Origin of the sequence: Reyranella massiliensis 521 (assembly GCF_000312425.1) — a bacterium.
GTDB lineage: Bacteria > Pseudomonadota > Alphaproteobacteria > Reyranellales > Reyranellaceae > Reyranella > Reyranella massiliensis.
In genome coordinates this window covers 1,506,718-1,533,223 of the sequence record NZ_HE997181.1, presented here as the reverse complement: position 1 = coordinate 1,533,223, position 26,506 = coordinate 1,506,718, and the positions used below count along the sequence as shown (strand labels likewise).

Annotated in this window: 23 protein-coding genes; 7 read left to right on the top strand and 16 right to left on the bottom strand. The window is 64.5% G+C overall.

The genetic code is table 11. The features are described from left to right. Positions 1–8: 8 nt before the first annotated feature. From BN60_RS07535 to BN60_RS07480, 12 genes are all read right to left on the bottom strand, one after another. Positions 9–1,151, bottom strand: a complete 1,143-nt coding sequence (locus BN60_RS07535; RefSeq protein WP_020695404.1) for a glycosyltransferase family 4 protein — start codon at positions 1,149–1,151, stop codon at positions 9–11. Then, a complete protein-coding gene (locus BN60_RS07530; protein WP_020695403.1) occupies positions 1,151–2,437 on the bottom strand; it encodes a glycosyltransferase family protein in 1,287 nt (428 codons plus the stop codon). Before BN60_RS07530 ends, BN60_RS07535 begins: the two co-directional genes overlap by 1 nt. Beyond that, entirely contained in the window at positions 2,434–3,483 is a 1,050-nt protein-coding gene (locus tag BN60_RS07525; protein WP_020695402.1) for a glycosyltransferase, read from the bottom strand. The genes BN60_RS07530 and BN60_RS07525 overlap by 4 nt, the downstream gene beginning before the upstream one ends. Beyond that, complete coding sequence (locus BN60_RS07520) at positions 3,483–4,733, bottom strand: glycosyltransferase family protein (protein ID WP_020695401.1); 1,251 nt, start codon at positions 4,731–4,733, stop codon at positions 3,483–3,485. Before BN60_RS07520 ends, BN60_RS07525 begins: the two co-directional genes overlap by 1 nt. Positions 4,734–4,741: 8 nt before the next feature. Next, positions 4,742–6,034 carry an ABC transporter ATP-binding protein gene (locus BN60_RS28685; RefSeq protein ID WP_020695400.1) on the bottom strand — a complete coding sequence of 431 codons (1,293 nt, stop codon included), beginning with the start codon at positions 6,032–6,034 and terminating at the stop codon, positions 4,742–4,744. Between the two features lie 2 nt (positions 6,035–6,036). Beyond that, positions 6,037–6,873: an ABC transporter permease gene (locus BN60_RS07510; RefSeq protein ID WP_020695399.1), complete on the bottom strand. Its 837-nt coding sequence runs from the start codon at positions 6,871–6,873 to the stop codon at positions 6,037–6,039. Further along, a complete protein-coding gene (locus BN60_RS07505) occupies positions 6,870–7,970 on the bottom strand; it encodes a glycosyltransferase (protein ID WP_020695398.1) in 1,101 nt (366 codons plus the stop codon). The genes BN60_RS07510 and BN60_RS07505 overlap by 4 nt, the downstream gene beginning before the upstream one ends. Before the next feature lie 7 nt (positions 7,971–7,977). Continuing rightward, a complete protein-coding gene (asnB, locus tag BN60_RS07500) occupies positions 7,978–9,819 on the bottom strand; it encodes an asparagine synthase (glutamine-hydrolyzing) (RefSeq protein WP_020695397.1) in 1,842 nt (613 codons plus the stop codon). An 18-nt stretch (positions 9,820–9,837) separates the two neighbouring features. Beyond that, the gene (locus tag BN60_RS07495) at positions 9,838–11,088 is read right to left on the bottom strand and encodes a sugar transferase (protein ID WP_020695396.1); all 1,251 of its coding nucleotides are present in this window, start codon (positions 11,086–11,088) and stop codon (positions 9,838–9,840) included. Between the two features lie 203 nt (positions 11,089–11,291). After that, a complete protein-coding gene (locus BN60_RS07490) occupies positions 11,292–12,803 on the bottom strand; it encodes an O-antigen ligase family protein (protein WP_020695395.1) in 1,512 nt (503 codons plus the stop codon). Further along, positions 12,800–13,498: a hypothetical protein gene (locus tag BN60_RS07485; protein WP_148283344.1), complete on the bottom strand. Its 699-nt coding sequence runs from the start codon at positions 13,496–13,498 to the stop codon at positions 12,800–12,802. The genes BN60_RS07490 and BN60_RS07485 overlap by 4 nt, the downstream gene beginning before the upstream one ends. Positions 13,499–13,567: 69 nt before the next feature. After that, complete coding sequence (locus tag BN60_RS07480) at positions 13,568–14,488, bottom strand: transglutaminase family protein (RefSeq protein ID WP_020695393.1); 921 nt, start codon at positions 14,486–14,488, stop codon at positions 13,568–13,570. Positions 14,489–14,678: 190 nt separating this feature from the next. On the opposite strand from BN60_RS07480, the gene BN60_RS07475 reads away from it, so the two are divergent. Then, a complete protein-coding gene (locus tag BN60_RS07475; RefSeq protein ID WP_020695392.1) occupies positions 14,679–15,332 on the top strand; it encodes a class I SAM-dependent methyltransferase in 654 nt (217 codons plus the stop codon). A gap of 7 nt (positions 15,333–15,339) precedes the next feature. Here BN60_RS07475 and BN60_RS07470 read toward each other — a convergent pair whose 3' ends face one another. Then, a complete protein-coding gene (locus BN60_RS07470) occupies positions 15,340–16,137 on the bottom strand; it encodes a phosphodiesterase (RefSeq protein ID WP_020695391.1) in 798 nt (265 codons plus the stop codon). Further along, the gene (locus BN60_RS07465; protein ID WP_020695390.1) at positions 16,138–16,788 is read right to left on the bottom strand and encodes a DUF2161 domain-containing phosphodiesterase; all 651 of its coding nucleotides are present in this window, start codon (positions 16,786–16,788) and stop codon (positions 16,138–16,140) included. It abuts the gene before it with no gap. 48 nt (positions 16,789–16,836) lie between these two features. On the opposite strand from BN60_RS07465, the gene BN60_RS07460 reads away from it, so the two are divergent. The 6 genes from BN60_RS07460 to BN60_RS07435 all read left to right on the top strand — a co-directional run bounded on the left by BN60_RS07460 (position 16,837) and on the right by BN60_RS07435 (position 24,005). Then, positions 16,837–18,207 carry an amidase gene (locus tag BN60_RS07460; RefSeq protein WP_020695389.1) on the top strand — a complete coding sequence of 457 codons (1,371 nt, stop codon included), beginning with the start codon at positions 16,837–16,839 and terminating at the stop codon, positions 18,205–18,207. A 35-nt stretch (positions 18,208–18,242) separates the two neighbouring features. After that, complete coding sequence (locus tag BN60_RS07455; RefSeq protein WP_148283343.1) at positions 18,243–18,476, top strand: hypothetical protein; 234 nt, start codon at positions 18,243–18,245, stop codon at positions 18,474–18,476. A 56-nt stretch (positions 18,477–18,532) separates the two neighbouring features. After that, positions 18,533–19,606, top strand: coding sequence for an SGNH/GDSL hydrolase family protein (locus BN60_RS07450; RefSeq protein WP_020695387.1), 1,074 nt, complete (start codon positions 18,533–18,535; stop codon positions 19,604–19,606). Between the two features lie 96 nt (positions 19,607–19,702). Next, a complete protein-coding gene (locus BN60_RS07445; RefSeq protein WP_043283722.1) occupies positions 19,703–20,923 on the top strand; it encodes a winged helix-turn-helix domain-containing protein in 1,221 nt (406 codons plus the stop codon). Between the two features lie 105 nt (positions 20,924–21,028). After that, positions 21,029–22,876, top strand: coding sequence for a dihydroxy-acid dehydratase (ilvD, locus tag BN60_RS07440; protein WP_020695385.1), 1,848 nt, complete (start codon positions 21,029–21,031; stop codon positions 22,874–22,876). A 1-nt stretch (position 22,877) separates the two neighbouring features. After that, positions 22,878–24,005 carry an amidohydrolase/deacetylase family metallohydrolase gene (locus tag BN60_RS07435; RefSeq protein ID WP_020695384.1) on the top strand — a complete coding sequence of 376 codons (1,128 nt, stop codon included), beginning with the start codon at positions 22,878–22,880 and terminating at the stop codon, positions 24,003–24,005. A gap of 241 nt (positions 24,006–24,246) precedes the next feature. Here BN60_RS07435 and egtD read toward each other — a convergent pair whose 3' ends face one another. Both egtD and egtB read right to left on the bottom strand, forming a co-directional pair. Continuing rightward, the gene (egtD, locus tag BN60_RS07430; RefSeq protein WP_020695383.1) at positions 24,247–25,215 is read right to left on the bottom strand and encodes an L-histidine N(alpha)-methyltransferase; all 969 of its coding nucleotides are present in this window, start codon (positions 25,213–25,215) and stop codon (positions 24,247–24,249) included. Further along, complete coding sequence (egtB, locus tag BN60_RS07425; RefSeq protein ID WP_020695382.1) at positions 25,212–26,411, bottom strand: ergothioneine biosynthesis protein EgtB; 1,200 nt, start codon at positions 26,409–26,411, stop codon at positions 25,212–25,214. The genes egtD and egtB overlap by 4 nt, the downstream gene beginning before the upstream one ends. Between the last annotated feature and the right edge of the window lie 95 nt (positions 26,412–26,506).

Here is a 26,506-nt window from a genome sequence, read left to right as displayed (position 1 = left end):
CGCAGGCCTTATCTTAGTCGAGTCAGACCGGCAAGAGCAGCCCCGGCTTCGAGAATGCCCTCAGCCGCCCGCTCCGGCGAATAAACCGTCATGCGCTCCGCCAGATGACGACGGGCCACAACAGGATCGAAGCCAAGCACGCGATCAATGCCGGCAGCCAAGGCCGGCACGTCGTCGAGGGGGGTAACCTCTCCGGTGACGCCCGGCTCGACCAGATCGGGCCCGCATCCCACTGCATCGGACACCACGGCCGGCGTGCCGCAGGCCATCGCCTCGTTCACCACCAGTCCCCAGGTCTCCTCTGCACCCGATGGCAGCACGAGGACGTCGGCGTTGCCGTAGACCTGCGGCAACCTGCTCTGATTGGTGAAACCCAGGAAATTTGCACTCACCCCTTCCACCCTGACTGCCTCTCGCAGGCTGCTTTCGAGTTCGCCAGCTCCTGCAAACGTGAGGTCGACCGGCCGACCGGCCGCCATCAGCCGTGCCGCGGCGGCCACGATGGCCATCGGCCGCTTGTAGGGAACCAATCGGCCCACAAAGAGCACGCGGCGTGCTCCTTCGCCGCTTCTCCGGCTGGCAGCGCGGAACGCTTCGTTGTCCACGCAATGTGGAGAAAAGAACAGCCGATCGGCCGGCGCGCCGTAGTGTTCCAGGTAGGCTCGATTGCGCATGCCGACATAGAGATAACCGTCGAAGAGTTTCATCACCTGCGAGAAGGCCAGCTCCTTGGCCAGGCGCAGCATGGCGCGCCGTCGACTACCGAGCTGGGAATCGCCACGCACCAAGACGGGAACCCCTTGGCGTCGACAGGCCCTCGCGGCCTGCCAGTAGGACCGCAGCGACCATCCCGGCACGACAAAGATATCAAAGCAACCTTTCGCAATCCTGTCGGCGATCTCCGGTGTGTTGCAGCCGCCGAACCGCGATGTCGACGGTTGGCGCGAGACGTTGGTCAGGAAGTGGCTCTCATAGCCCGACAGAAGGTCCACGTCCCAGTCGAAGGCAACGCCGTAGCCGATTTCCGCCTGTTGTTCTGCCGTCTGCCGATGCGCGAAGAAAACGGTGAGATCGCAGCGTGCCGCAAGCGCGCGAAAGATCGGCGCGTAATACTGGATTGGATGGCTGATCAGAAAACCAACGCGCGGCATCACCGAGACTTCTCCCGCGCAACGGCAAGGTCGAGCGCCTCGGCAAGGGCGCGCGTCGACGCGCGTGCCGAATAGGCCTCGAAGCCGCCGAGATCGACCTTCCGATGGGCAGGACTTTCCATGAATGCCAGCAAGGCCGTCGCCACCTCTTCCGGAGCGGGAAGCCGCTGGGCAGTCAGCGTCAGCACCTCGCCCGCTCCCGCTTGCCGAATCATCGACACGGCCGTGCTTTCCTCGTGCAGCATCGCGAAGACGGGCCGTTCCGACAGTATCGCCTGGAACACTTTGGAGGGCGTATAGTGTCGTTCGGTCGATCCCAGGACCAGAACACCGCTGCTCTGCATCAGATGGCCCAGCGCATCGACATATCCAATTCGATGCGGATGCTCGCTCACTATGTCGGCAACGCCGGCAGCCTGCGCCCGCGGCAGCACGCGAAATCCCTGCGGATCATCCGGCGAACTGCCTGTACCCACGAAATGTACGCGCAGCCGCGAAGCGGCCGGCGGCGCCTGTTCGCGCAGGGCACGCAGCCCCGCAAGGAAGGCATCGACGACCCCTAGTCCGGCCGGCAGCAGCGCGCCGGCATAGATCAGATGGAAATGCCCATCGTCCGGCTGGAAGAGAAACGGTTCGCGTCGCAGGTCGCGCACCAGCGCATAGTCTTCAGGCGCGCTGCCCATGGGCATGTAGGACAGTACAGCCCGCTCGGCCACGCCGGGATTGCGTTCGAGCATGCCGGCGACATAGCCGGGCGCCATGCCGGTAATCAGTGCCGCGTCGCGGACCGACCACGGTTCCAGCAAGCCGGCGAGCCGGTAGGACATCCAGGCGCGACTGAATGGTACATCGATGCCCGGCCAACGATTGACCCAGGGATCCTGATAGTCGATGCCGAACGGCACACCGCGGCGCATATGCACCAGGCGGCCGACAGGGGCGAGATAGTTCGACGGAATCGTCACCAGGACGAAATCGAGCCGGCCGGCCTTCGCCATCGAAGAAAGCGCACGATAGCAGCCCCAGAACGCCCGGACTCCGATATCGCCGACCAGACGCACCGGCCGCGTCGACAGCGTGGCGGCATGCACCACTTCGAGGCCGGCCGGCACGAGCCGTTCGAGATCGGGATCGGGCCGCTCCTCGTACTTGGCCGGATCGCCGGTCACGACCACCGGCTCCCAGCCGAACTCCGGCAGATAGCGCGACCATAGACGCGCCCGGTGTGCACCAACGAGGTTGCTGGGTGCGAAATGCCCCGTGACGAGGGCGACACGCCGCCTCATGTCGCCGCCAGTCGGGCTCTGACTTTCGAGTAGAGGTCGAGGTAGCGGGCGACTACGGCATCTGCCGAGAAGAGCTCCTCCGCGCGATGCCGGCACTCGGCGCGATCCAGGGCTCCCACGTGCTCCACGGCCGCGCACCCCTCCTCAATCGAGTTGATCAGAAAGCCATCGACACCGGGACGCACGATCTCCGGCAACGCGCCGCGCGGACATGAGATTACGGGTGTGCCGCACGCCAGCGCCTCGGCGAACACAATGCCGAAGGGCTCGTTCCACTGGATCGGCACCACCATCGCCCGCGCCTGTCCAAGAAGAGCGTTCTTCTGCACGTCGTCGACCGGCCCCACATACTCGATGCCGTCCTTGCCGATCTCGGGTGCAACCTTGCGTCGCCAGAATTCGCCTTCCGGATCGTTTGCCGTGGAATGGTTCCCTGCGATCACGAGACGTCGGCCGGTGCGCCGTGCGATTTCGATGGCCCAATGAGCACCCTTGATCTCCTCGACACGGCTCAGGAACACCAGCGGTGCATCGGCCGGCACGGAGCGGCTGAGCGTCAGCGCCTCCGTGTCGGCAAAGTTGGGAATGCCATGCCAGTCGCCGCCGGCGGGCCGACCGCGACGTGCGATGTAGTCGCTGCACCCGGTGAAGGTGAGGACGCCGGGCTTGGCGAGCTTCACCGCCAGCCCCGCAGTCCGCAGCGTGGGTTCGCGTTGATAGGACATCACCAGCGGCGTCCGGCCGCGCAGCAGTGGCAAGAGATAGGCCACACGCGAGAAGCTGTGCACGAGGTCGGGTTTGAATGTCCTCGCCGCCCGCCAGAGAAAGGACATGTTGGAAAGCGTGTCGCGCCGGGAAAGCGAGCTCAGCCCCGGCCAGGGGAAGAAGGCATCTGCCGGACATTCGGAGCCTGGCCGGGCCATCAGGCCTACCGTATGCCCCGCCGCCCGCAGGCGGCGCACCAGGACGTCGACGATACGTTCGATTCCGCCATAGAGTCGCGGCGGCACTTCGATTTCCGGGTCGGCCGTCAAGAGCAGGCGCATCAGGATGCCACCCTTCCGACCGGGCGCCCCATTCGTTCGAAGGCTGCAGCAACGGATGTGAGCAGGATGGCTTGTTCCCTGTCCCAGTTGTAACGCTCGCGGCCGAGTTTCCACGCTTCCGCCGCAGCCTCGGCGAGGACGACCTCCGATGCAAGTTCGTCGAGGATCGCCGCCAACCCGGCTGGATCGGCCAGAGAGCAAAGACGCGCCGCAGCGCCGAGATCGGGCGCCAGCCGGCTTTGGGCCGGTGTGTCGCTCATGACGACGGGAACGCCGGCCAGGAGATAGGTGAAGATCTTGTTGGTGAGGCAGATCCGGCGGTTCTCGCTGACATCGGTTTCGAGCGACAGGCCGATATCGTATTGCGCAGCCAGTTGGAGCATCTCGCCCGGGGACGCCATCGGCAACAGATTGACCCGATCGCCGATGCCAAGCCCGTGGGCCAATGCCAGCAACGCATCGCCATGTCCCCACCGATTGCTGCCCCTGATGTCCAGGGTCACCGCGGCGCGCGCCTTGGCCATCGCCTCGATGAAGGGCTGAAGGCCGCGATCGAGGCCGATGGTCTGGGAGAACCAGTAGGCCCTGAGCGGCCGCGCATTACGCTGCCTCGGCTGCGACGGCGCCATCGACAAGGGAAAGACATTGAGCACGGTCGAAGGTGATACTCCGTAGCGCCGCGCGTAGGCCTCGCCGATCAACGGCGACGCCGCCGTCGTGTAGGTACATGATGGCAGAAAGGCGCGTTCGACGGCCTCCACCATTTGCATACGGAAGGGTTCCCCCGGCGCTCCTGTGCCCTCGCCCGAATGAAAATCTTCGGCATCGAAACCGAGCAACGCACCATGACGCCGGGCTGCGGCCGCCGCCGCGGGCAGCGCGGCGATGTAGTGAGCAATGTACAAGTCTGCGCGGATCTGTCGGGCGGCCCTCGTCAACGGCATGACCGGCGCGCGGGCACTGCAGGCCGCGACACTGGCCGGTACAGGCATTCCCGTCGACAGGAGGATCTTCGCCAGCACCGTAGCAGCCCGCGCCGCGATGCCCTCTTCTACCGCCCTGTTCACACGTACGACCTTCCACGGCACGGAAGCCGCGATCGCGTCATCCTCCCCACGCAGCGCGTCGCTGTAGTTGCACACGACAGCAGTCACTTCGTAGCCAGCACCGTGAAGTGCATCGGCTTCTTTCAGCACACGTGGATTCGATGCAAGGTTGCCAGGGCTGACGATGCAGACCGCGCGCGACATGGCAGCGATCAGTCGGCTGCCGGCGACTTGGAGTCGATGCGCATTTGCCCGTCGAGCTGCCACGCGATGACACCTTCGCCGTAGTTCTGCTTGAAATCGAAGGCGATGCCTCCAGGGCTGCACGTCGCGACGTTGAACATGATCGCGTTGGAGACGTCATGATCGACCACCGACGGCAACGAGACGGCGCGAAGATCGACACTGTAATCGCCTGAGGCCAGGAACAGGGGCTGCAGATTGAACGTGCAGACATACCTTCCCGGTTGGGCCGGCATCGCCTTGTCGGAGAAGATCGCGGACGAGTAGTAACCAACCGGCAGGTTGTTGGCATCGCGAAGCCGCAGATCGAACCCAATCCTTAGCGTGTCCATGGTCTCAATTTCGATGCGGAGACGGAATGGCGTTCCCGGTTCGTAGGTATCGGTCGCCATGCCTTGCGGGTCGAGCAAGTCGGCCGCAACGATCGCCGAATGACGGCCCCGCCCCCAGTCCCGCCCCGCCTTCCCCTTGGCGAGCGACAGCGAGTATTGCGCAACGGCAGCGTCGACCGGCCCGTCGAAAATAAGTCGACCTTCCTTCAAGACGATGCCCCGTCGCGTAAGTGCCGTCACGGCAGCAAGGTTGTGGCTGACAAACAGGACGGTCCGACCGGCGTTCGCTACCGCCGACATTCTATCGAGGCAGCGCTTCTGAAACTCGGCATCGCCGACGGCCAGCACCTCGTCGACGAACAGAATGTCGGTCTCGAGGTGCGCTGCGACGGAAAAGGCCAGCCGTGCATACATGCCGACCGAGTAGCGTTTGACCGGCGTGTCGAGGAACTTCTCGACGCCAGAGAAGTCGACGATCTCGTCGAACCTGGACAGCACTTCCCGGCGGGTCATGCCGAGGATGGCGCCGTTCAGGAAGATGTTTTCGCGTCCGGTTAGTTCGGGATGAAAGCCGGTTCCCACCTCGAGCAGACTGGCCACGCGGCCGTTGAGTTCGACCCGTCCGCTCGTCGGCTCCAGAATGCGCGACAGGATCTTGAGCAAGGTGGTCTTGCCGGCGCCGTTGCGGCCGATGATGCTGACAACCTCGCCGCGCCTGATCTCGAAATCGACGTCGCGCAGCGCCCAGAATTCCTCCAGCACATCGCCCTCGACCACGGCGCGGCCGCGCAGCATGTCGGCACCCTTGCGCACGACACTGCGTGCGCGGCGGACCAGCGCCTCGCCCAGGATTGCGCTATGCTGGAGCTTGTTGTGGCCGATGATGAAGCGCTTGCCGAGCTTGTCGGCACGGATGACGACATCGGGCATGGTCAGATCATGTCAGCGAAGCCGCGCTCGGTGCGGCGGAAGGTATGGATGCCGAACCACAGCATGAAGGCCGTGACCACAAGGCTCAGCGCAAAGCCGGGAAGGTAGAGCGGGCTCTCGCCCCCGAGAATCGCCCAGCGGAACCCGTCGATGACACCGACCATGGGATTGAGGCTGTAGAGGAGCTGCCACTCCTGCGGAATGATCTTGGCCGAGAAGCCGACCGGCGAGACATAGAGCCCGACCTGAACCGCGAACGGAATGACGAAGCGGAAGTCGCGATACTTCACGATCATTGCAGCCGCCCACAGGGCAGGCCCGATCGCCACCAGAACGGCAAGCACGACAAAGACCGGCATCAGCAAGATGTGCCAGTCGGGCGCCATGCCGTACCAGGCCATAACGCCCGCCAAGATGAAAAGGCTTACGCCGAAGTCGATCAGGCCGACCAGTACCGTGGCGAGAGGAATGATGAGCCGCGGGAAATAGACCTTGCTAACGAGCTGCGCATTGCCCGTGACGCTGCTGGAGGCATCGTTCAGAATCGACGATGCGAGCGTCCAGGGCAGGAGGCCTGCAAAGACCAGCACGGCATAGGGTGCCGCGCCCTCTGTCGGCAGTTTGGCGAGCTTGCCGAACACGATGGTGAAGACGACCATCGTCATGAACGGGCGAACGAACGCCCAGGCCAGCCCAATCACCGTTTGCTTGTAACGAATCGCCACATCGCGCCAGGCAAGGATGAAGAAGAGTTCACGGTAGCGCCAAAGGTCCCACCAGTATTGGCGGTCGGCACGCCCGGCCTCGAGGATGAGCCGTTCCGAGGATTGATCGTTCATATGCCGGACTTCTTACGACGCGGCCGGGCGACAAGGCGAGCGTAGAGTGCGCGGGCTGCGGCGGCAAAATGCGCCCGCCGATAGGGTTCGACGGCCGTGGCGTCCGCCCTGCCCTGTCCCAGCAGGCGCACGATCGTCTTCAGCAGGGCGTCGCGGTCAGCAGGATCGACGATTGCACCGACGCGCTCGTCGGGAATGGCGTCCGCGGTGCCGCCGCCCCGTCCGCCGACCACTCTGAGACCACAGGCGGCCGCTTCGAGATAGACGATGCCGAAGCCCTCGTCCGTGCTCGGCATCACGTAGAGATCGGCCGAGCGATAGAGATCCGGCAAGTCGGCATCGGGAACATAACCCAGGAATCGGACTGCGCCCGGCGCCAGCTTGGCGGCGACGGCTTCCAGTCGCACACGATCGTCGCCGTCTCCCGCCACGACATGGATCAGGTCGGGAAATTGCTTACGCAGAGCCGGCAACACCGAGAAAATTGGCTCATGCCCCTTGTAGCGTTCGCTCGCCGCCAGACGGGCGACTGTCAGCAAGACGGGCCCGGGCCCGAGATCGAGACTTTCGCGGAATCCCGGCCGCGGGGGGCCTGGCGTAAACACGTCCTGAACGGTGTCGGGCAGCACACGCACGCGGTCCGGAGGCAGGTCGACCCAGGTCAGCAGGATGCGACGCGTCTCGCGGCTCACCGTGCTGACCATGTCGGCAGCTTCGATCAGCCGGCGCGTGAGCTTTCGCCGGTCGTTCCAGACATCGGTACCGTGCGTTTGCACCCAGTATCGCGCACCGAGCAAGCGGGCGAGCACGAAGGCGAGCGGCGCCATGAACACATGGCCGCAAAAGACGACATCGACCGGCCGGAATCGCCAAGCGGCAACGAAAGCGGCGATGGAGTAGCCCAATCGATTGAAGATCGCGGTGGTCTGCCGAACGCCGCGCGGCAGAGCCATGCCGGTTGCATCACCCAGGCGCGGCAGGACTAGAATCTCGGCATCGCCATCCGCCAGCGATTCGAACAGGTCCTGATTGTAACGCGCGATACCACCACGGGCGCCGTAACAATCACCGACGAGAGCCAGGATACGAGAAGCCATTGCGTCGTCAGGCGGCGGTCGGACCGAGCCAGCCGGCACGCCAGACGCTCTGCGCCCAGGTGCGCGATGCTACCGAAAAATCGATGCCTTGCTGCGAGGGTTCTCCGGCGGTTTCTCGCAACCATCGCCCGACAGGCGTCGAAAAGCCAGTCTTGCGCCGATAACGGATGCTGTCGGGAAGAGGTGTCGTCGGCGCTTCGGCAACCGCATCCTTGGCTCCAAGCGCCGCCAGCACCTCACCGGATGGCAACGCAGCGAGGAAGAATGGATCGACGTAGGGCACACGGATCTCGACCGAATGAGCCATCCCTGCCCAGTCGGCATCGCGCAGAAGCTGGTTACGCATGTAGAGCGACGTTTCGAGCGTGGCAACGCGATCGAAGTCGCCGAGCGGCTTGCCAGCCTGCAGCGCGGCGGCAATGCGGCTGAGAGGCGCCAGCCGGCGCAGCCCCTTTTGCACCACCTCGGGCTCCAGCAGCTCATCGAGCTCCCACGGCATGTAGACGCTTCGCCGCAGCAGGTAGGCGCCCTCCCAGCTTCCGCCGTACTGCAGGACGCCGGCTGCCTTCGGATGCAGGCCAAGGCCTGCCGCAATGGCGCCTGAAAGGCCACGGCGGACCAGGGCGCCGAGGCCTGGCACCCACGAGAGCAGACGCAGCCAGTGAACGCTTCGCGGCACATCCTTGAACGACGGATAGCCGCCGAAGCACTCGTCGGCACCGAGTCCGCTCAGAGCCACCTTGATCCCGGCTTCGCGCGCCGCCTTGGCGACGAACCAGATGTTGATGCCGTCGATGGTCGGCAGGTCCATCGCATCGAGCAGCGCCGGCAGATCGTTCTCGAACTCGGCGCGATCGACCGTGCGCACGACATGGCGGGCGCCGTAGCGCGCCGCGACCTCGGCGGCCAGCGGCGCCTCGTCCAGGGGCAGTCCCTTGAACTCGGAAAAAGCCAAGGTGACAGCCGACACGTTGCGCGCCCCAAGATCCGCCATCGTGCCAAGCAAGGCGCCTGAATCGAGACCTGCCGAAAGGAAGACCGCGACCGGCACGTCCGCCACCAGATGGTGGCGCACCGAATCGTGCAGCGCCGCAGCTAGCTGGCGGCGCGCCCCGGCAGCGTCACCACGCGCGCCCGAAGCCGAGCGTTCGGCCAGCGCGCTGGCAACATCGTAGTAACGCAACGGTTCGCGCGGCCCTGTCGCATCGACGGTGAGCGTCGTCCCGGCCGGCAGCGCATGCACGCTCCTCCAGACGGTAAATGGCTCGGGCACGCTGCCAAGCAGATGGAACCCGATGATGCCCGCCGGATCGGGATCGCGCGGAACGGCGCCGCCCGCCAGCAACGCTTTCGCCTGTGAGGCAAAACGTACAGTCCACCCGTCGTCCGCCCAGTAAAGCGGCTTGATGCCGAGAGGGTCCCGCGCCAGCAGCAGCGTGCGCTTCGCGGCATCCCACAGGCCGAACGCGAACATCCCGCGCAGCCGGCTGACCATTCCTGCCCCATGCTCGGCGTAGAGCTGCAGGAGCACCTCGGTATCGGATTCACTCGTGAAAATGCGCCCCTTGGCCTGAAGCTCCGCCCGCAATTCGCGATAGTTATAGATCTCGCCGTTGAAGGTGATGCTGAGCCGGCCGTCGTCGGCCTGCATGGGCTGCGCGCCACCCTCGGAAAGATCGATGATGGCGAGCCGGCGATGGCCGAAGCCCGTCCGATGATCGTCGGCAAACCACAGGCCGCTGCCGTCGGGCCCACGCGCCGCCATACGCTCGGTCATGCGCAGCAGTTCGCCGCGATCAACCGGGGGCGCAACGTCGAGATAGGCGTGAATGCCTGCTATGCCGCACATGGATTGTCCGGTCGCAGTCTAGCGCGCGCCGGTGCCCTGGAACACCACGGCGAAGGTCCTGAGCGCAATCACCATGTCGAGCCACAACGAACAGTGCTTGAGGTAGTACAGGTCGTACTCGAGCTTGGCACGCATTTCGTCGACATCGTGGGCATAACCCTGGTTGATCTGCGCCCAGCCCGTCACACCGGGGCGCACGATGCCACGCAGCGCGAAGTACTCGATGTCCCGCACATAGCGTTTCTCCAGCGAGGCCGCCTCGGGCCGCGGACCGACCCAGCTCATCTCGCCCCGCAGGATGTTGAAGAGCTGCGGCAACTCGTCGAGACGGCAGCGCCTGAGGTAGTGGCCTACCCGCGTGATCCGCGCATCGGACGAGGTCGTGAAGCTCGGGCCGGCGGCGCCGTGGAACATCGTGCGGAACTTGATCATGCGAAATGGCCGTCCACGACGGCCAATGCGCAGCTGCACGAAGAATACCGGCCCGGGACTGTCGAGACGCACGAGCAGGCCGACAATCAGCAACACCGGCAACAGAAGCGGCAGGGCGAGCAAGGTAAGGCCCAGCTCGACGACCCGGCGAACCACGAGATACTGGCGCGACGGCAAGAGCGCACCGAACTCGTTGGGAGTCAGCCCGCCAAGGGGCGTGCGGCCGGTCAAAGTCTCCACGATGTGGCGCCGGTCGAGCACCGGAATGCCGGCAATGGCGGCGTCCGCCAATGCCTCGATCTGCCCCTCCTCCAGCTCGGCGCCCAGATCGGCGACGATGGCGTCGACCCGCAAGCCCTCGCGGCGCACATCGGCGAAGTCGAGCCAGCGGCATGTCGGGAGGGACGGCATTGCCGCAATCGTGCTGCGTGGCATGACGGCGTAGTTGCGGATCAGGTAGCGCGACCTGAGCTGGGCCACCGTCGTCACCCAGAGCAGCGCCAGCAGGCCGCTACCAAAGAGCTGGAAGCGCGAATAGTCGAGGCGCAGCAACAGCAGGATCGCCGCGATCAGGGCGTAGGTCACGATCGCGACAGGCGCCATGTAGCCCGCATTGCCGCGAAGCCGAGCGCTCGGATAGGCGTCGAGCCGGCGGCCGCAATACCAGACAATGGCGTATGCGAGCGCCGTCACGGAGATGGTGATCTCGGCCGCGCCGAACTCCTTGGCGAAAGGCTCGGCGGTTGCATAGATCGGAATCGGCAGCACGACGCAAAAGAGGAAGCCCAGGACGGCGTCGACCCAGGTCTCGATGAAGCGCTGCGGAGCCGACCGCATGAGCGGCACGCCCGCCGATCGAACATCCGCAGCAGGCGCACCAAGGCTAGCCGAGAAAGCTCTGCGCACGCTCACTCCCAAGACGGATTGCGAGCCATTCGCAACGGGCACGCACCCGCTACCGCTCGCAGCCTATCAATTTATTACCATACCCACAGGTATGCCCCCACGGCATACTTGCACCCTTAATGAGCTTATATGAATTAGTGCCCGGTGACAAAGAGTTCCGGCGCCCTATCCCTGCGACCGAATGCCTGTGCCCAGCCCATGCCGAGGAAAGCGCTGACGACGAACCCGATGGCCGGCATCTGCAGGCTGAAGTCGATGGTCGAATGCAGGATGGGTATTGCCGCAAGCGCAAAGGCGGCAGTCGATAGATAGCGATGCCCAAGCCGCCGTCGCAGGGCACCACGCAGGCAGATGATCCAGGGCAGCAGGACGACGGCAAACGCCAGCATGGCCCCGAATACCCCCAGCTCCACCATGACCTCGATGGGAGTCGAATGGGCGAGGTCGTTGGGCTGCAGGATAGTGGCCGGCTGCAGGATCATGTAGGCGTCGGCAAAGCCGCCCAGCCCCCAGCCAAGCCAGGGAGACAGGGCAATGGCCTTGAAACTGGCCTGCCAGATGCGGATACGGGCCCAGGGATCGGCTGAATCGGCAAATTTGTTGATCAACGCGCCGCCCGCGATCACGCCGACCACGACGCAAACCGCCAGACCGATGAAGAATATGCGGCCAAGGTCGGGTCTCGATTTCCAGCGACCCCGCATCATCAGAATGCCAAAGACCAGGACACCGATCACGGTCGCGGCAAATCCGGCGCGCGAAGCTGAGAACAGCAGCCCTCCCAGCAGCAGCAGCAATGCGGCGAGTTGGGCAATCCGCTTGCCCGTCAGCCAGTTGATGAAGCGCGTATCGTCCTCCTCGTTGTGGCCATAAGGCGTATCGGCCTGCTTCTTGTCGCGGCTGAAAAGAAGGGCGATTACGGCCACGACCGCCATGCCGGCATAACAGGCGAACGAGTTGGAGTTCACGAAGGTGCCGCTCATCAGGCAGCGCTGGGTTTCGGCATATTCGAACTGGATCTTGAGATAGGTGCCGACATAGCAGGCATTGGTCGACACCTGCATGGCAAGGCCATAGGCCACGACCAGGACGCCGCTCAAGACCATCCCGACGAGGAGCCACCGCGCATTGTCGCGGTCGCGGCAGATTGCGCGCGCCATCAGGAAAATCAGAGCGCAGGCGATGGAGCGCAGCAGCGAGTTGCGCGCGAGGTCGGCCGCGACTGTGGGGATTGGCGCATGGGCTTCACCCAGAATCTCCTTGGCGCGCGCAAACAGCCAGGCATCGCCCGCCAGGGGTGCCAGGGTGGACATCTGCCAGAGTGCAAAAGCCAGAAAGGCCGCGAAGCAGAGGATCAGCGCCAGGAGCGGCTTGCCCTCGGCGGGGGCGATCGACATCCCCCTCCGGCTTCCAATCCCCAACGCGACCGGGATCGCCATCAAGCCGAAGGCGACGCTAAGCGGTGCCCATGCCCAATCGCGATTGGCCCCCATCGGTACCGCCGCAAGCATGAGGATCAGGAAGAACAGCCCAACCGCCGTCGCGTCGATGGTCCTGCGCAGATACCACGGCCAGCGGCGATCAGGGATCACGCCCGGCTCGATGCCCTCTTCCTCCCATTGAGCCATTTGCCAGCGGCTGTTCATTTCTTCTTCTCCGCAAGCAGACGCGTCAGCTCGTCCTGCGCACCCGGTTCGTCGCGCACAAAATAGCGCACGAAAAGCTCGTCCACCGGCGTCCGGATCGCATCGGCGAACCAGCGCTTGTCCGGACTGAGCTGCCAGGTCCGGACAACATAGAGGCCCACCTGCTCGCGCTGCTGGGGCGTGAAGACGCGCCAGTTGTCCAGAATGAGATGCAGGCGTGCCTTCCAGATCGGCAGCATCATCGGCGAGGTATCGATCGACATCAAAAGCGGTGCGACGGATCGCTGCGATGGCCCTTCGAGGGCCAGCCGAACGACTGCCAGCCTGAGCCACTGCACGCCTCGACCGGGATCATTGCCCAACCCAAAGTTGAGGTCGGCTTCGGCGCGCTTCAACCATTCGGTGCGCTGTATCGGTGTCCGCTCGAACGTCGGCACGAGGGCCGCGGCGGTCAGGAGTTCCGATCGTTGCATATGCCGGGTCGCCGTGGGATCGAACCCGATGGCGCGGTCCAGGGACTCGATGGCGAGCCGCACGTCGCCAAGGTCGACCTTGTAGTCCAGCCGCAGGTGGGTAACGACGACGTCCGCCTGCTGGGCTTGCCATGCTCCCTTGGAGACAGGCCAGGTGACCCAAACCAGGATCACACCGCCAACGCCTAAAAGAGCGCGCAGCAGCCATTCTAGGATATTCAAGAGATGCCGTTCCCCTTGCGCCTTGGCGGCTGACCGTTTCCGCCACTCAACCGCTGCGCGCGAATGATGTCAAAGGTCTTGCTGTGCCGGTACCTGCTCACTTGCAGGTCTTGGCAGCAGCGTACGCACCTGCACGTCGACTGCTGTTGTGACGATGACATCCGGCGAACCTGTAAAGGTGCCCTTGATGGGCATCGCCTGCTCGGGATCTCGCCCAACCCCGACCCGGATCAGCCGCTCGCTGCCGATGATGCCATTGGTCGGATCGAATTCCACCCAACCGGCGCCCGGCAGGTAGGCCTCCAGCCAGGCGTGCGGATGGGCATGAGCCACTTCCTCGCCTGGTGCTGCATCGAGCGCCGGATCGTAGAGATAGCCGGTAATGAAACGCGCAGCGATGCCCAGTGATCGCACCCCTTCCATCATCAACAGCGCATAGTCTCGGCACGTGCCGCCCCCGCTTTGCAGCGTCGTCGCCGGCGGCTGCGTACCGATCTCGAAACGCATGGCGTAATTCAGCGTCTCCTGGATGCCCTTGCAGAGCCGCGTCAGCGTCGCAAACGTATCGGTACCACCTTCGCCTTCCAGAAATTGCTTGGTCCAGGTCGAAACCTCTGCGTTGGGATCAGGATAGTGACGCTCGACATAGCGCAAAAGGTCAGGCGCTTCCTCGGCAAGATAGGAGAACGGCAGAGTGCGCGCATACTCCTCGATCGGCGACAGTTCCGGCGGGGCCGCGAAATGCTCCAGCTGGATGGAGCTGGTCAACTCCAACGCCTGCGTCGAGCCCTCGAACGAGGCGATGGCGATCGAATTGCCGAACGGATCGTGAATCCAGCGGACCTGAGCCGCTGGCTGTATGGCAAGGCCCGTTTGCAACAGGCGAAGGTCATGACTGTCGCGCGGCCGGAACATCAACCGATGATCTCCGAGCGTTACGGGTTCCGAGTACTCATAGCGAGTGCGATGGACGATCTCGAGCTTGCGCATGCCTGATCTTGATGCCTGATTTCGTATGTCCGTGCAGGCGCACTGAGGACGGCTGCTATCCGAGAGTCAACGGTCCCGGCGATGATTGATACCTCGTTTGCGGTTCCTGGGAATCGCCGTTGCGCCGACGGCCCGCCGGTACCGGACATTCGCTTGTGAGGCTACCGGGAAAACGGTCTAATCCGCCGCGATGTCGGAAGCCCCCAACGCACAGCACGATACCTCGCCCGCCATTCCACAAACCGAGTATTCGAGCGGAGCGCCGAGCTGGCCGAACCGCTACATATGGCCGGTCCTGTTGCGCATCCTGGACAGCAACAAGGTATCCGCCCGAAAGGTCTTCGAGATCGGGTCGGGCAACGGCGCCACGGCCAATCTTCTCGCCAGCTATGGTTACGACGTGACGGCCATCGAGCCGTCGCGCGAAGGCGTAGATGTCGCGAGGCACAACTTCTCCGGCCCAGCCTTTCATCTCGGTACGGGATATGACGATCTGGCTGGCGTCTACGGCACCTTCCCCATCGTCATCAGCCTCGAGGTCATCGAGCACTGCTATTCGCCCAAGACCTTCCTCGAGAGAACCTACGACCTGCTGGAGCCTGGCGGCCTGGGCATCATCTCGACGCCGTTCCACAGCTACCTGAAAAACCTGGCGCTCTCGCTCGCCAACAAATGGGACACCCATCACGATCCGCTTTGGGAAGGTGGGCACATCAAGTTCTATTCCGAGAAGACCCTGGCAAGGGCACTCGGGCAAGCCGGCTTCACGCAGGTAACGTTCGAGCGCGCCGGCCGCATGCCGATTCTCGCCAAGAGCATGCTTGCCGTCTTCCGCCGGCCGTAGGGCCTGCTCAGGCGAAGGGATAAGGCCCCGGGAAAGTGCCGATCGGCACGAAGTGCGTCACCAGACCTGTTCCCTCCTTCCAGCGATGCAGCAGGAAAGCCGGCGGCTCGACATGGGAAGCGGCCTTGGCATCCGGCCGAAGCCGCAAGGCAACGGCTGTCGTGGTCGACGGCGCGGTGCAGAGCATCGTGCCGCCGAAGCGTACCTGCATGAAGCGGTGAACGTGTCCGCAGACCGAGCGCTCGACCTGACGGTGGCGCGCCAGGACATCCGCCAGCCGCTGCCCTTCGCGGCAGGAGTAGAGATCGAGATACGGTATGCCCGTATCGAACGGCGGCTGGTGCATCATTACGATGGTCGGACGCCCGGGTTCCGCTGCCAGCATCGCATCGAGCCACGCCGCCCCTTCTACACCGACCATGCCATGATGCAGGCCCGGCAGCGTAACGTCGAAACCGACGATCCGGACCGGACCGCGATCGCCGACGACGTAGTCGACCGGACCTGCTGCCGGCAGCCAGCTCTTTCCGGCAAACGCGCGGCGGAAAGCCTCGCGCTCGTCGTGGTTGCCGGGAATCGCCAAAAAGGGAATCTCGAGCGTCGCCAGGAGTTCGAGAAGCATGGCGTACTCGTCGTCGTGGCCGTGATCTACGAGATCGCCGCTCAGCAGCACGAGGTCAGGTCGCGGATCGAGTGCATTCAACGCCGCAATCGCCGCGGCGAACTGGGCATTGGAGTCGACGACACTCTGGTAGAATTCGCCTTTCGGGCGGACATGCGGATCCGAAAGCTGGGCGATCAGCATCTATGCCGTCTTGCGGTCGAACCGCTCCAACCCCTGCCGCCCTTTCGGCGTGATCGCATAGACGCCCCGCTCCACCCTTTCGAACCAGCCATAGACGTCGCTCTGCAAGATACTTGCCACGTTCGGGACATCGGCCGCGGCGCGCATGGCGGCGAGCTTCATGGGTCCGTTCAGCGCCAGCAGTTCGGCGCAGCGCAGCGCCTGCTGGCGATAGGCCGTCATCAGCGGGGCCCGCATCGCCTGCCCGCCAAGGTTGGGATCGCCGACGCGGCGCGCATGCTCGCCCAGCATCCGTCCCGCCTTGCGCTTGTTCTTTCGTGGCAGATAGGGCGCCGGGTCGATTACCACGTCGGCCTTGTCGCCCCCGACCACGATCAATCCCAAGCCCAGCCGACGGCAGAGCTTCTTGACGTTCTTCATCTGCTTAGGCCATTGGCCGACAGCGAGATAGACGAGATCGGTGAGCGCCAGGCGGTCGACGCCTTGCAGGACCAGCCCCAGCCCGAAAGCCCGCTTCAATTCGACCACGACGGGCGGTTCCGCACCGCGCACTGCGACGACATCGCAGCCCCGCACCTCGCCCTTGACGACGTAACCCTGTCCTTCCAGCAGCGCCTTCACCGGCGCATAGAGATCACTCTCCAACGACATAGCTTCATACCGTAACATGCCGCCCGAAACGCTTCGGGGGAAAACTGTATGACCGAGTTGCTGGACCAGGGTGCTGCCGCCATTGCCGACGCGGTGCGTGCGGGCAAGACCAAGGCACGCGATATCGCCGAGATGGCGATCGCGCGCGTGGAGGCGAAGAACGCGCAGCTCACCGCCATTGTCGACTTCGACCCGGCTGAGGCGCGCGCATCGGCGGATGCCGTCGATGCCAGACGTAAACAAGGCTTCGACGGCCCAATCCTCGGAGTGCCCTATACGGTGAAGGACACGACCTGGGTGCAGGGGCGTCGCGTCACCAACGGCTCGCTGCTCCACAAGGATTTCAAGCCGCCGCGCGACGCCGTCGCCGTCGAACGCCTGAAGAATGCCGGCGGGATTTTCCTCGGCATGACCAACACCCCCGAGATGGCCGCCAAGGGGCACACGGAAAACAAGGTCTATGGCCCCTCGCGCCATCCAATGAACCCGGCGCTGACGCCAGGCGGCTCGTCCGGTGGCGCCGCGGCAGCCCTGGCAGCCGGATTCTCGCCGATTGCCCTCGGCACCGATGGCGGCGGGTCTGGCCGCCGCCCGGCGTCGCATTGCGGTGTCGTCGGTCTCAAGACATCGGCTGGCGCCATCCCCTCGCCGTTCGGCTTCGGGGGCGCCTACGGGCCTCTCTACGGCGTAACGGCGCCCATGGGCCGCTCGGTTGCCGATGCCCGCGTAGCGTTCGAGGTGATGGCCGGCCCCGACCGGCGCGATCCGCACTCCGTCGCCCTGCTCGACATACCGCCGCCCTCTCAACCGCGCATCGCGGTGAGCCCACGCCTCGGCCTCAACGTCGCGGTCGACCCGGATGTCATGGCAGCCTTCGAGGCAGCCATCGGCAAGCTGCGCGCAGCAGGCTGGCGCATCGAGGAAGCCGACGTCGCGTGGCCCGAGAGTACGAGCGAGGCGGCTTTCTCAGCCGTGAACGCCGCGGCCTCGGCGTTGCTCTATGGCGAACAGCATGCGGCGGACAAGAACCTGTTCGGCGACAATGTCTCGGGCCTGATCGAGCGCGGCCGTGACGTGCACGGTACCGATGTCGTGTCGGCCTTCCGCCTCGCCGATGCCTGCGCGCGTTCGGTCGCCCAGTTCTTCACCGAGTATGATTATCTCCTGACTCCGACCACGGCCTGCGTGTCGTGGCCCGTCGAACAGGTCTATCCCAAGGTGATCGAGAACAAGCAGGCAGGTCCGCGCGGCCATGCTGTCTTCACGCCGCTGTTTAATCTCGCCCTGGTGCCGGGCATTTCGGTTCCTTGCGGCACCGGCCGCGACGGCTTGCCCGTAGGCCTGCAAATCGTAGCGCCGCGCCTGCATGACCGGCCCCTGCTCGCCATGGCCCAACGGGCAGAAATGGCCTTCCGTTGACCGGCATTCCAACGGAGATACTGATCGTCGTAGGCGTGGCGGCCGTCGTCGCCATCGGCATCAAGCTCTATCGAGCCAGGAACACCGCCCGGCGCGAAGTACCACATGTCCACGACGCGCTCATGAAACGCGCCGAGGCCCATGCGGCAGCAAGTCCTTTCCTTCGCAAGGTCTGCCAGGAGTACAAGGCCAACGGGCACATCTCTAACCGGCAAGCCGAAGCCGTCGCCAAGGCGGTTGCACGCATTGAACAGCGCGCTCGAACTTGAACGGCCCACCGGCTTGACCGATAGTCGATCGACAAATGAAGGCGTGACGTATTCTCATGGCGCAGACGACCAAAGGCCCAGATCTCCCGCTCTGGAAGAAGGTCTTGTTCAGCCTGATCCTGGTCGTTGGCTTTCCGGTCGCCGTCATCCTGGCAATCGAAGGTGCAGGATACGCCATCCTCCATTTCAAGCATGGCGTTCCCGGGAAATCCTACGGCCTCTGGACTTACGACGAAGAACTCGGCGCGATCCATGCCAGCAACGCCTACAACTCGAATTCACAGACCAACAATCTCGGCTTCCGCAACAAGGAAGACGTGATCGAACCCAAGCCGCCCGGCGCCTATCGGGTGATCGCCTACGGTGGCTCGACGACCTTCTGCTACAACCTCGAAACGGACCGCGCCTGGCCCCTGCGCCTGCAAGAGAATCTCCGTGCGCGGACAAATCCGAAGTCGCAGGTCCTGAATGCCGGCGCCATCATGTGGTCGATCGGCCAGGAGGTCGCCCGCGCCAAGCGCGATCTTCCGCGTCTCAAGCCCGATATCGTGATCATCTATTCCGGCATCAACGAGCAAGCCAACGAAGAGCTGTTGCGGGCCGAAGGCATCAGCCTCGAACGCGCCCTCGCCGAGGGCAAGCACGGCCTCTTCTCCAAGCACCTCGATCAGGGACGATGGCTGAAGCGCAATTCGACCATCGTGCGCTTCCTCGAATATACGGGCGCCGCCGATTGGTTCTTTTCCGCCGGCCATACCGATACTCACGGCGCGACCGCACCGCCACCAGTCGATCCCGGCATCAATCTTGTCGTCGCCGAAAACTTCGACCGCACGCTACGCGAGTTCATCGAGTTGATCCGGAAGAACGGCGCCAAGCCGGTCTATGTCATCGTCGGCGGCCTGCCGGAGGTAGGACGCAACACGCAGCTCCTGCGCTACTCGCGTCAGGGGGCCGAGGTCGCGCGCCAGATGGGCGTGCTGGTGATCGATTCCAACGATGTCGTTGCCGCCTACAAGGGCAACAAGCACGACCTGTTCTCCGACAGCGGCGTGCACTGGTCCGATCTCGGCGCCGGCCTGCTCGCCGACTTCATCGACGAGAAGGCGTTGAGGTCGATGGCGCCTTAGAGCGACCTGCTGGCAAATTGCCAGCACTGACGCTCAGTGCGTTTATGCGCCGAAGAGTCGATGACATCCGAGCGGAATACGCTCTAGTGTCGCGCCGTGCCCCGCTCCCGTGAAAAACTTTCGGCCGCCTCGGCCCGCCGCATCGCCCTTGCCGCACAAGGGTTCAATACGCCCCGGCCGGATGGAGCCTCCAATCTCGGCCATGTGAAACGCGCCATCGACCGGCTGGGGCTGCTGCAGATCGATTCGGTGAACGTGCTGACGCGCGCTCACTACCTGCCTCTGTTCTCGCGGCTGGGGAACTACGACAGCACCCATCTCGATGGTCTCGCCTGGGGACGCAAAAGCCGGCGCGGCCTGTTCGAGTTCTGGGCGCACGAGGCATCGCTGTTGCCACTCGCCTCACAGCCATTGTTGCGGTGGCGCATGGCTCGCGCCGCCGCGGGGACCGGCAAGGGCTGGTTGCCCAAATTCTACCGCGACAAGAGCGCCTACATCGAAGAGGTGCGTCGCGAACTCGAGCGGCAAGGACCGCTGGCAGCATCCGATCTCGGCAACGGCGGCGAACGCCGTGGTCCCTGGTGGGGCTGGAACGACGGCAAGCTTGCACTCGAATGGCTGTTCTTCGCCGGCATCGTCACGACCGCCACGAGGCGCGGCACCTTCGAGCGGGTCTACGACCTCACCGAACGCGTGCTGCCACCTCACGTGCAGGCCCTGCCGACGCCCTCACCGGAAGAAGCGCAGCGCGAACTGCTGCGCATCTCCGCCCGTGCCTTGGGCGTGGCGACCGAATACGACCTGCGCGACTATTTCCGGCTGCCCGTCGCCGATACCAAGGCGCGGCTGGCCGAACTGGTCGAGGCTGGCGATCTGCTGCCCGTATCGGTCGAAGGATGGAAGCACGCCGCCTATCTCGATCCCCAGGCGCGGCAGCCGCGCAACGTCGAGGCGCGCGCCCTGCTGGCCCCTTTCGATCCGCTGATCTGGGAGCGCGACCGTACGGAACGCATCTTCGATTTCTTTTACCGCATCGAGATCTACACGCCCGTCGCCAAGCGCAAACACGGCTACTACGTGCTGCCCTTCCTGCTGGGCGACCGGCTGGTCGGCCGCGTCGATCTCAAGGCCGACCGGGCCAGTTCGAAGCTCCTGGTCCCTGCAGCCCACCTCGAATCGGGCATCGAGGCCAAGGCGGTCGCGGAGCCGTTGCGCGATGAGCTGAGGCTGATGGCCGATTGGCTCGGCCTGGAAGGCCTCGTTTTGCCCCGCACCGGCGCTCTGGGCCGGGCATGGAGCGGCAAACGCCAGAGATAGCGGCAAAATAGCGCCTCCCTGCGAAACACAGCCCTTGGCTTCCGGCTCCAGCCCCGGCAAATGACTCGGTCTGCAGAATGCCCTTTGCCCGAAGGAAGCCTGATCATGGGTGTCTATCGTTCGTCAAAAACCACCAGCGGCCAGCATGCAGCCGGCGCCCGCGCCCTGTGGCGCGCCACCGGCATGACCGATGCGGATTTCGAGAAGCCCATCATCGCGGTCGTCAATTCCTTCGTGGAGTTCGTCCCCGGCCACGTCCACCTCAAGGATCTCGGCCAGATGGTTGCGCGCGAGATCGAGCGTGCCGGCGGCGTCGCCAAGGAGTTCAACACCATCGCCGTCGACGACGGCATCGCGATGGGCCACGAGGGGATGCTCTATTCCCTGCCCTCGCGCGACCTGATCGCCGATTCCATCGAGTATATGGTGAACGCCCATTGCGCCGACGCGATGGTCTGCATCTCCAATTGCGACAAGATCACCCCCGGCATGCTGATGGCCGCGATGCGCCTCAATGTGCCGGCGATTTTCGTATCGGGCGGTCCGATGGAAGCCGGCAAGGTCAATTGGAAGGGCCAGGATATCAAGGTCGACCTGATCGACGCCATGCTGACCGCCTACAAGCCGGGCGTGGCAAAGGAAGACGTCGAGGTCTACGAACGCTCGGCCTGCCCGACCTGCGGCTCCTGCTCCGGCATGTTCACCGCCAACTCGATGAACTGCCTCACCGAAGCGCTCGGCCTGTCGCTGCCGGGCAACGGCACCGTCCTCGCCACCCATGCCGACCGTCGCGAGCTGTTCCTCGAGGCCGGCCGGCGCATCGTCGAGCTGACCAAACAGCACTATGGCAAGGACGATGCTTCGGTGCTGCCGCGCTCGATCGCCAACTTCAAGGCGTTCGAGAACGCCATGCGGCTCGACATCGCCATGGGCGGCTCGACCAACACCGTACTGCATCTGCTGGCCGCCGCCTTCGAGGGCGAGATCCCCTTCACCATGAAGGACATCGACCGCCTCTCGCGCGTCACGCCACATCTCTCCAAGCTCGCCCCCTCCTCGCAGCTCTGGCACATCGAGGACGTGCATCGCGCCGGCGGCGTCATGGCGCTGCTCGGCATCCTCGACGGCAAGGGCATGATCCATCGCGATGTCGCGACAGTCCATTCCGCGACCATGGGCGATGCGCTGAAGCGTTGGGACGTCGGCAACGGCGCCGACGAAGGCGTGAAGACCTTCTATCGCGCCGCCCCCGGCGGCGTGCGCACCACGCAGGCATTCTCGCAGAACAAGCGTTATCCCGAACTCGATCTCGACCGGGCCAACGGCTGCATCCGCGACTTCGAGCACGCCTACAGCCAGGACGGTGGCCTCGCCGTGCTCTACGGCAACCTGGCGACCGACGGCTGCATCGTGAAGACTGCCGGCATCGATCCGAGCGTGCTCAAGTTCAAGGGCAAGGCGATCGTGTTCGACAGCGAGAACGACGCCACCGCGGCCATCCATGCCGGCAAGGTCGCCGCCGGGCACGTCGTGGTGATCCGCTATGAAGGCCCCAAGGGCGGGCCAGGCATGCAGGAGATGCTGGCGGCGACCAGCGCCATCAAGGCGCGCGGGCTTGGAGCGCAATGTGCGCTGATCACCGATGGCCGCTTCTCCGGTGGATCGTCGGGCCTGTCGATCGGTCACATGTCGCCGGAAGCGGCATCGGGCGGAACGATCGGCCTGGTCCAGGACGGCGATCCGATCGAGATCGACGTCCCGTCCCGCTCCATCGCGCTGGCCGTTCCGGAGGCCGAGATCGAGGCCCGGCGGGCAGCGATGAAGGCCAAGGGCCGCGAGGCGTGGAAGCCCAAGCGCGACCGCAAGGTATCGGCGGCGCTGCGCGCCTATGCAGCCCTGGCAACGTCGGCGGCACACGGCGCCGTACGCAATGTCGACCAGGTCGGGGGCTGAGATGAACGATCTCGTCCTCAAGGGCGGCCGCGTGGTCGATCCCTCACAAGGGATCGACAAGGTGACGGACATCGCCTTCGCGAGCGGCAAGGTCGCCGCGATCGGCGACGGCCTCACCGGCAAAGACACCCGCAACGTCGAGGGTAAGATCGTCTCGCCCGGCCTGATCGACCTGCACACGCACGTCTACTGGGGCGGCACCTCGCTCGGCGTCGAGGCCGAGCTGGTGGCGCGCTCCGGCGGCGTCACGACCTTCATCGATGCCGGCAGTGCGGGCCCGGGCAACTTCCACGGCTTCCGCAAACACGTGATCGAGACCTCCCCGGTCCGCATCCTGCCGTTCCTCAACGTCTCCTTCCCCGGCATCTTCGCCTTCTCGAAGACCGTGATGGTGGGCGAGAGCGCCGACATGCGCCTGCTCGACGCGCGCGAAGCGGCGCGGGTGGCGCGCGAGCACAAGGATCTGGTGCTCGGCGTGAAGGTGCGCGTCGGCAAGTCGGCCAGCGGCGATTCCGGCATCATGCCGCTCGACATCGCCCTGGACGTCGCCGAGGAAGTCGGCTTGCCGCTGATGGCTCATCTCGATGCGCCGCCGCCGTCGCGGCACGAGGTGGTGAGCCGTCTCCGTCCGGGGGACATCCTGACCCACTGCTTCCGCCCCTTCCCCAACGCACCCGTCCGCCCCGACGGCCAGGTGCGCGACGAGATCCTGGCGGCACGCCAGCGTGGCGTGATCTTCGATATTGGCCATGGCGGCGGCTCGTTCGGCTTCGGCACGACACGCAAGATGCTGGCGGCAGGCTTCCTACCCGACGTCATTTCCTCCGACGTCCATGTGATCTCGATCGAAGGTCCAGCCTTCGACTTGCTGACCACCATGTCGAAGTTCCTCTGCCTCGGCGTCGACCTGCCGACGGTCATCAAGCTCGCCACCGTGAATGCCGCCAAGGCGATCAACCGTCCGGAGCTCGGCAGCCTCAAGGTCGGCAGCGTCGGCGAAGCCACGGTAATCACTATCGCCGCTGGCAAGTTCGACTACGCCGATTCGATTGGCGAGCGTCTCGAAGGTGACAGGCGCCTGCTTTCCGCCGGTGTCGTCCTGGCCGGCAAGTGGTGGCACCCTCTTTAGGCTCCCACGAACGGGAATTAGTGACTGAAAATCAGACGCTTAAGGAGATCTGATCTTTCCGAGCATTTTCCTGCAACTTCCACAGGGGCGCCCTCGTTGATGTGCCGTGACTGGATAAGTATGCGTCGCCTCTGCCCCCGCTTCGGCGGCGCCTTTCTCCCCTATCTAGTCGCAAAGCCCGTCCTCGAGAGACCTCGGGGGCGGGCTGCTTGTTTGTGGAACCTTCTTGTCGCCAGATGACTCAGGCAGCGGCCTGCAGCCAGGCAACGGCGAACAGATGCTCTGGATCGGTCCAAGTCTTCGCAATGGCAAAGCCGCCGCTTTGGGCCAGAGCAGCAATCCCGGCATCGTCGTACTTGTATGAATACTCCGTATGAACTCGCTCTCCTGCGGCGAAGAAGAAGCGGCGTCCCGCTACGGTCACTGTCTGCGAACGCAGGCTGCGAAAGTAGATCTCGATACGGCCTTCGTCCGGACTGTAGAAGGCCTCGTGAGCGAAGGCCGCGAGATCGAAGTTGGCGTCGAGCTCCCGGTTCATCCGGCGCAAGAGATTGAGCGTGAACTGAGCCGTCACGCCGGCCGAATCGTTATAGGCATCGTGTAGCCTCTGCGAATCCTTCTTGAGGTCCACGCCAAGGATCAGCGCGCCGTCGTCGCGCAGCAGCCGGCGGGCCCGGCGCAAAAAGGCCGTCGCTTCTTCGGGCGTGAGGTTGCCGATGGTCGACCCGGGAAAGAAGCCGATACGCCGGGCGCCGTTGATGAAGGCCGGCAGGCCGTCGAGCGCCATATAGTCGGCGCACACCGGTTCGACACGCAGCCCCGGGTAATCGCGGCGCAACCGTGCGGCCGTCTCGTCCAGATGCTCGCGCGAGATATCGATGGGCACGTAGGCATCGAGATCAGGCATTGCGTCCAGCAGCAGACGCGACTTCACGCTGGAGCCGCTGCCGAACTCGACCAGCACGCAATCCGGCCCGGCACGCTGCGCGATCTCGGCGGCGCATCGGCCGAGAATCGCCGTTTCGGTTCTCGTCGGATAGTACTCGGGCAACTCGCAGATCTCGTCGAAGAGCGCGGAGCCGCGAGCATCGTAGAGAAAGCGAGCGGGAATAGCGCGCGGTGTCGAACTGAGTCCCGAGATGACCGCGTTTCGGAACTCCTCGCGCGCGGTTACATCAGGGCGTTCAAGCGTTGCGATAGGGAGATTCATCGAAGGTCCTCTGCAAGGCGAATGCCGCCGAACATCCAGCGCGCATCGAGCGGGAAGAAGTTGCGGTAGGTCGCGCGGGCATGGCCTTGCGGAGTTGCGGTACAACCGCCGCGCAACACCGTCTGATTGGCCATGAACTTGCCGTTGTATTCGCCGATCGCGCCCGGCGGCTCGCTATAGCCGGGGTAGGCAACGTAGGGGCTGGCGGTCCATTCCCAGACCTCGCCGATGCCGTCGAGCGAGGATGCAGCCACTTCCCATTCGGCTTCACGCGGCAGCCGCTTGCCCGCCCACTTTGCAAACGCGGCAGCCTCGAAGCCGCTGACATGGCAAACCGGCCTTGAGCGATCGAGTGGCTCGAGCCCCGAGAGCGTATAGATCATCCAGGCGCCGTCGCGCTGTTCCCAATAGAGCGGCGCCTGCCAGTCGCGCTGCCTCACGCAATCCCACCCTGCCGATAGCCAGAACTCGGGGCGCCGATAGCCATCGTCTTCGATGAAGCCGAGGAACTCCGCGCAGTTCACCGGCCGAAGGGCCAATGCAAAGGCGTCAAGCCAGATGCGATGGCGAGGCCCTTCGTTGTCGAAGGCAAATCCTCGTCCATCGTGGCCGACCTCGACGAGACCGGCCTCGAACTCCCGCCAACCCAACGCCCCCGCAACGCCGGTCCGCCCAGACGAGGCTCGATAGGCGGGCTTGAGGGGGTTGAGCGAAAGGGCATGCTTGATATCCATCAGGATCAATTCCTGATGCTGCTGCTCGTGCTGAAGGCCGAGCTCGACAATGTCGCCGACGTTGCTGGCATTGCCAGCAGAGAGGAAGGCAGCCATCGCCTCGGTGACATGACGGCGATAGGCCATCACATCGGCCACGCCGGGACGCGTGATCAAGCCGCGCTGCGGGCGGGGATGTCGCGGCCCGACAGCCTCGTAGTAAGAATTGAAGAGATACTCGTAAGCTGGGTCGAACACCCGGTAGCCGCCGCCGACATACGGCCGCAGCACGAAGGTTTCGAAGAACCAGGTTGTGTGCGCAAGGTGCCATTTGGTGGGGCTGGCATCGGGCATCGATTGGACCGTCTGGTCTTCCGCCGACAGCGGCGCAGCAAGTCCCTCGGTATGCGAACGAATCGACAGGAACCGCCGGAGGCCGTCGAGATCGTTTGCTTGCAGTTCAGGCGTGGTCGGATCAGGCACGAAACCTCCGCAGGTCCTAACTTGGTAGCCCACTGTCCGGTTGCAAGAGCGCGGTCGCGCCGTCACGCTCGCAACGTCGACGCGCCCACCCGAGG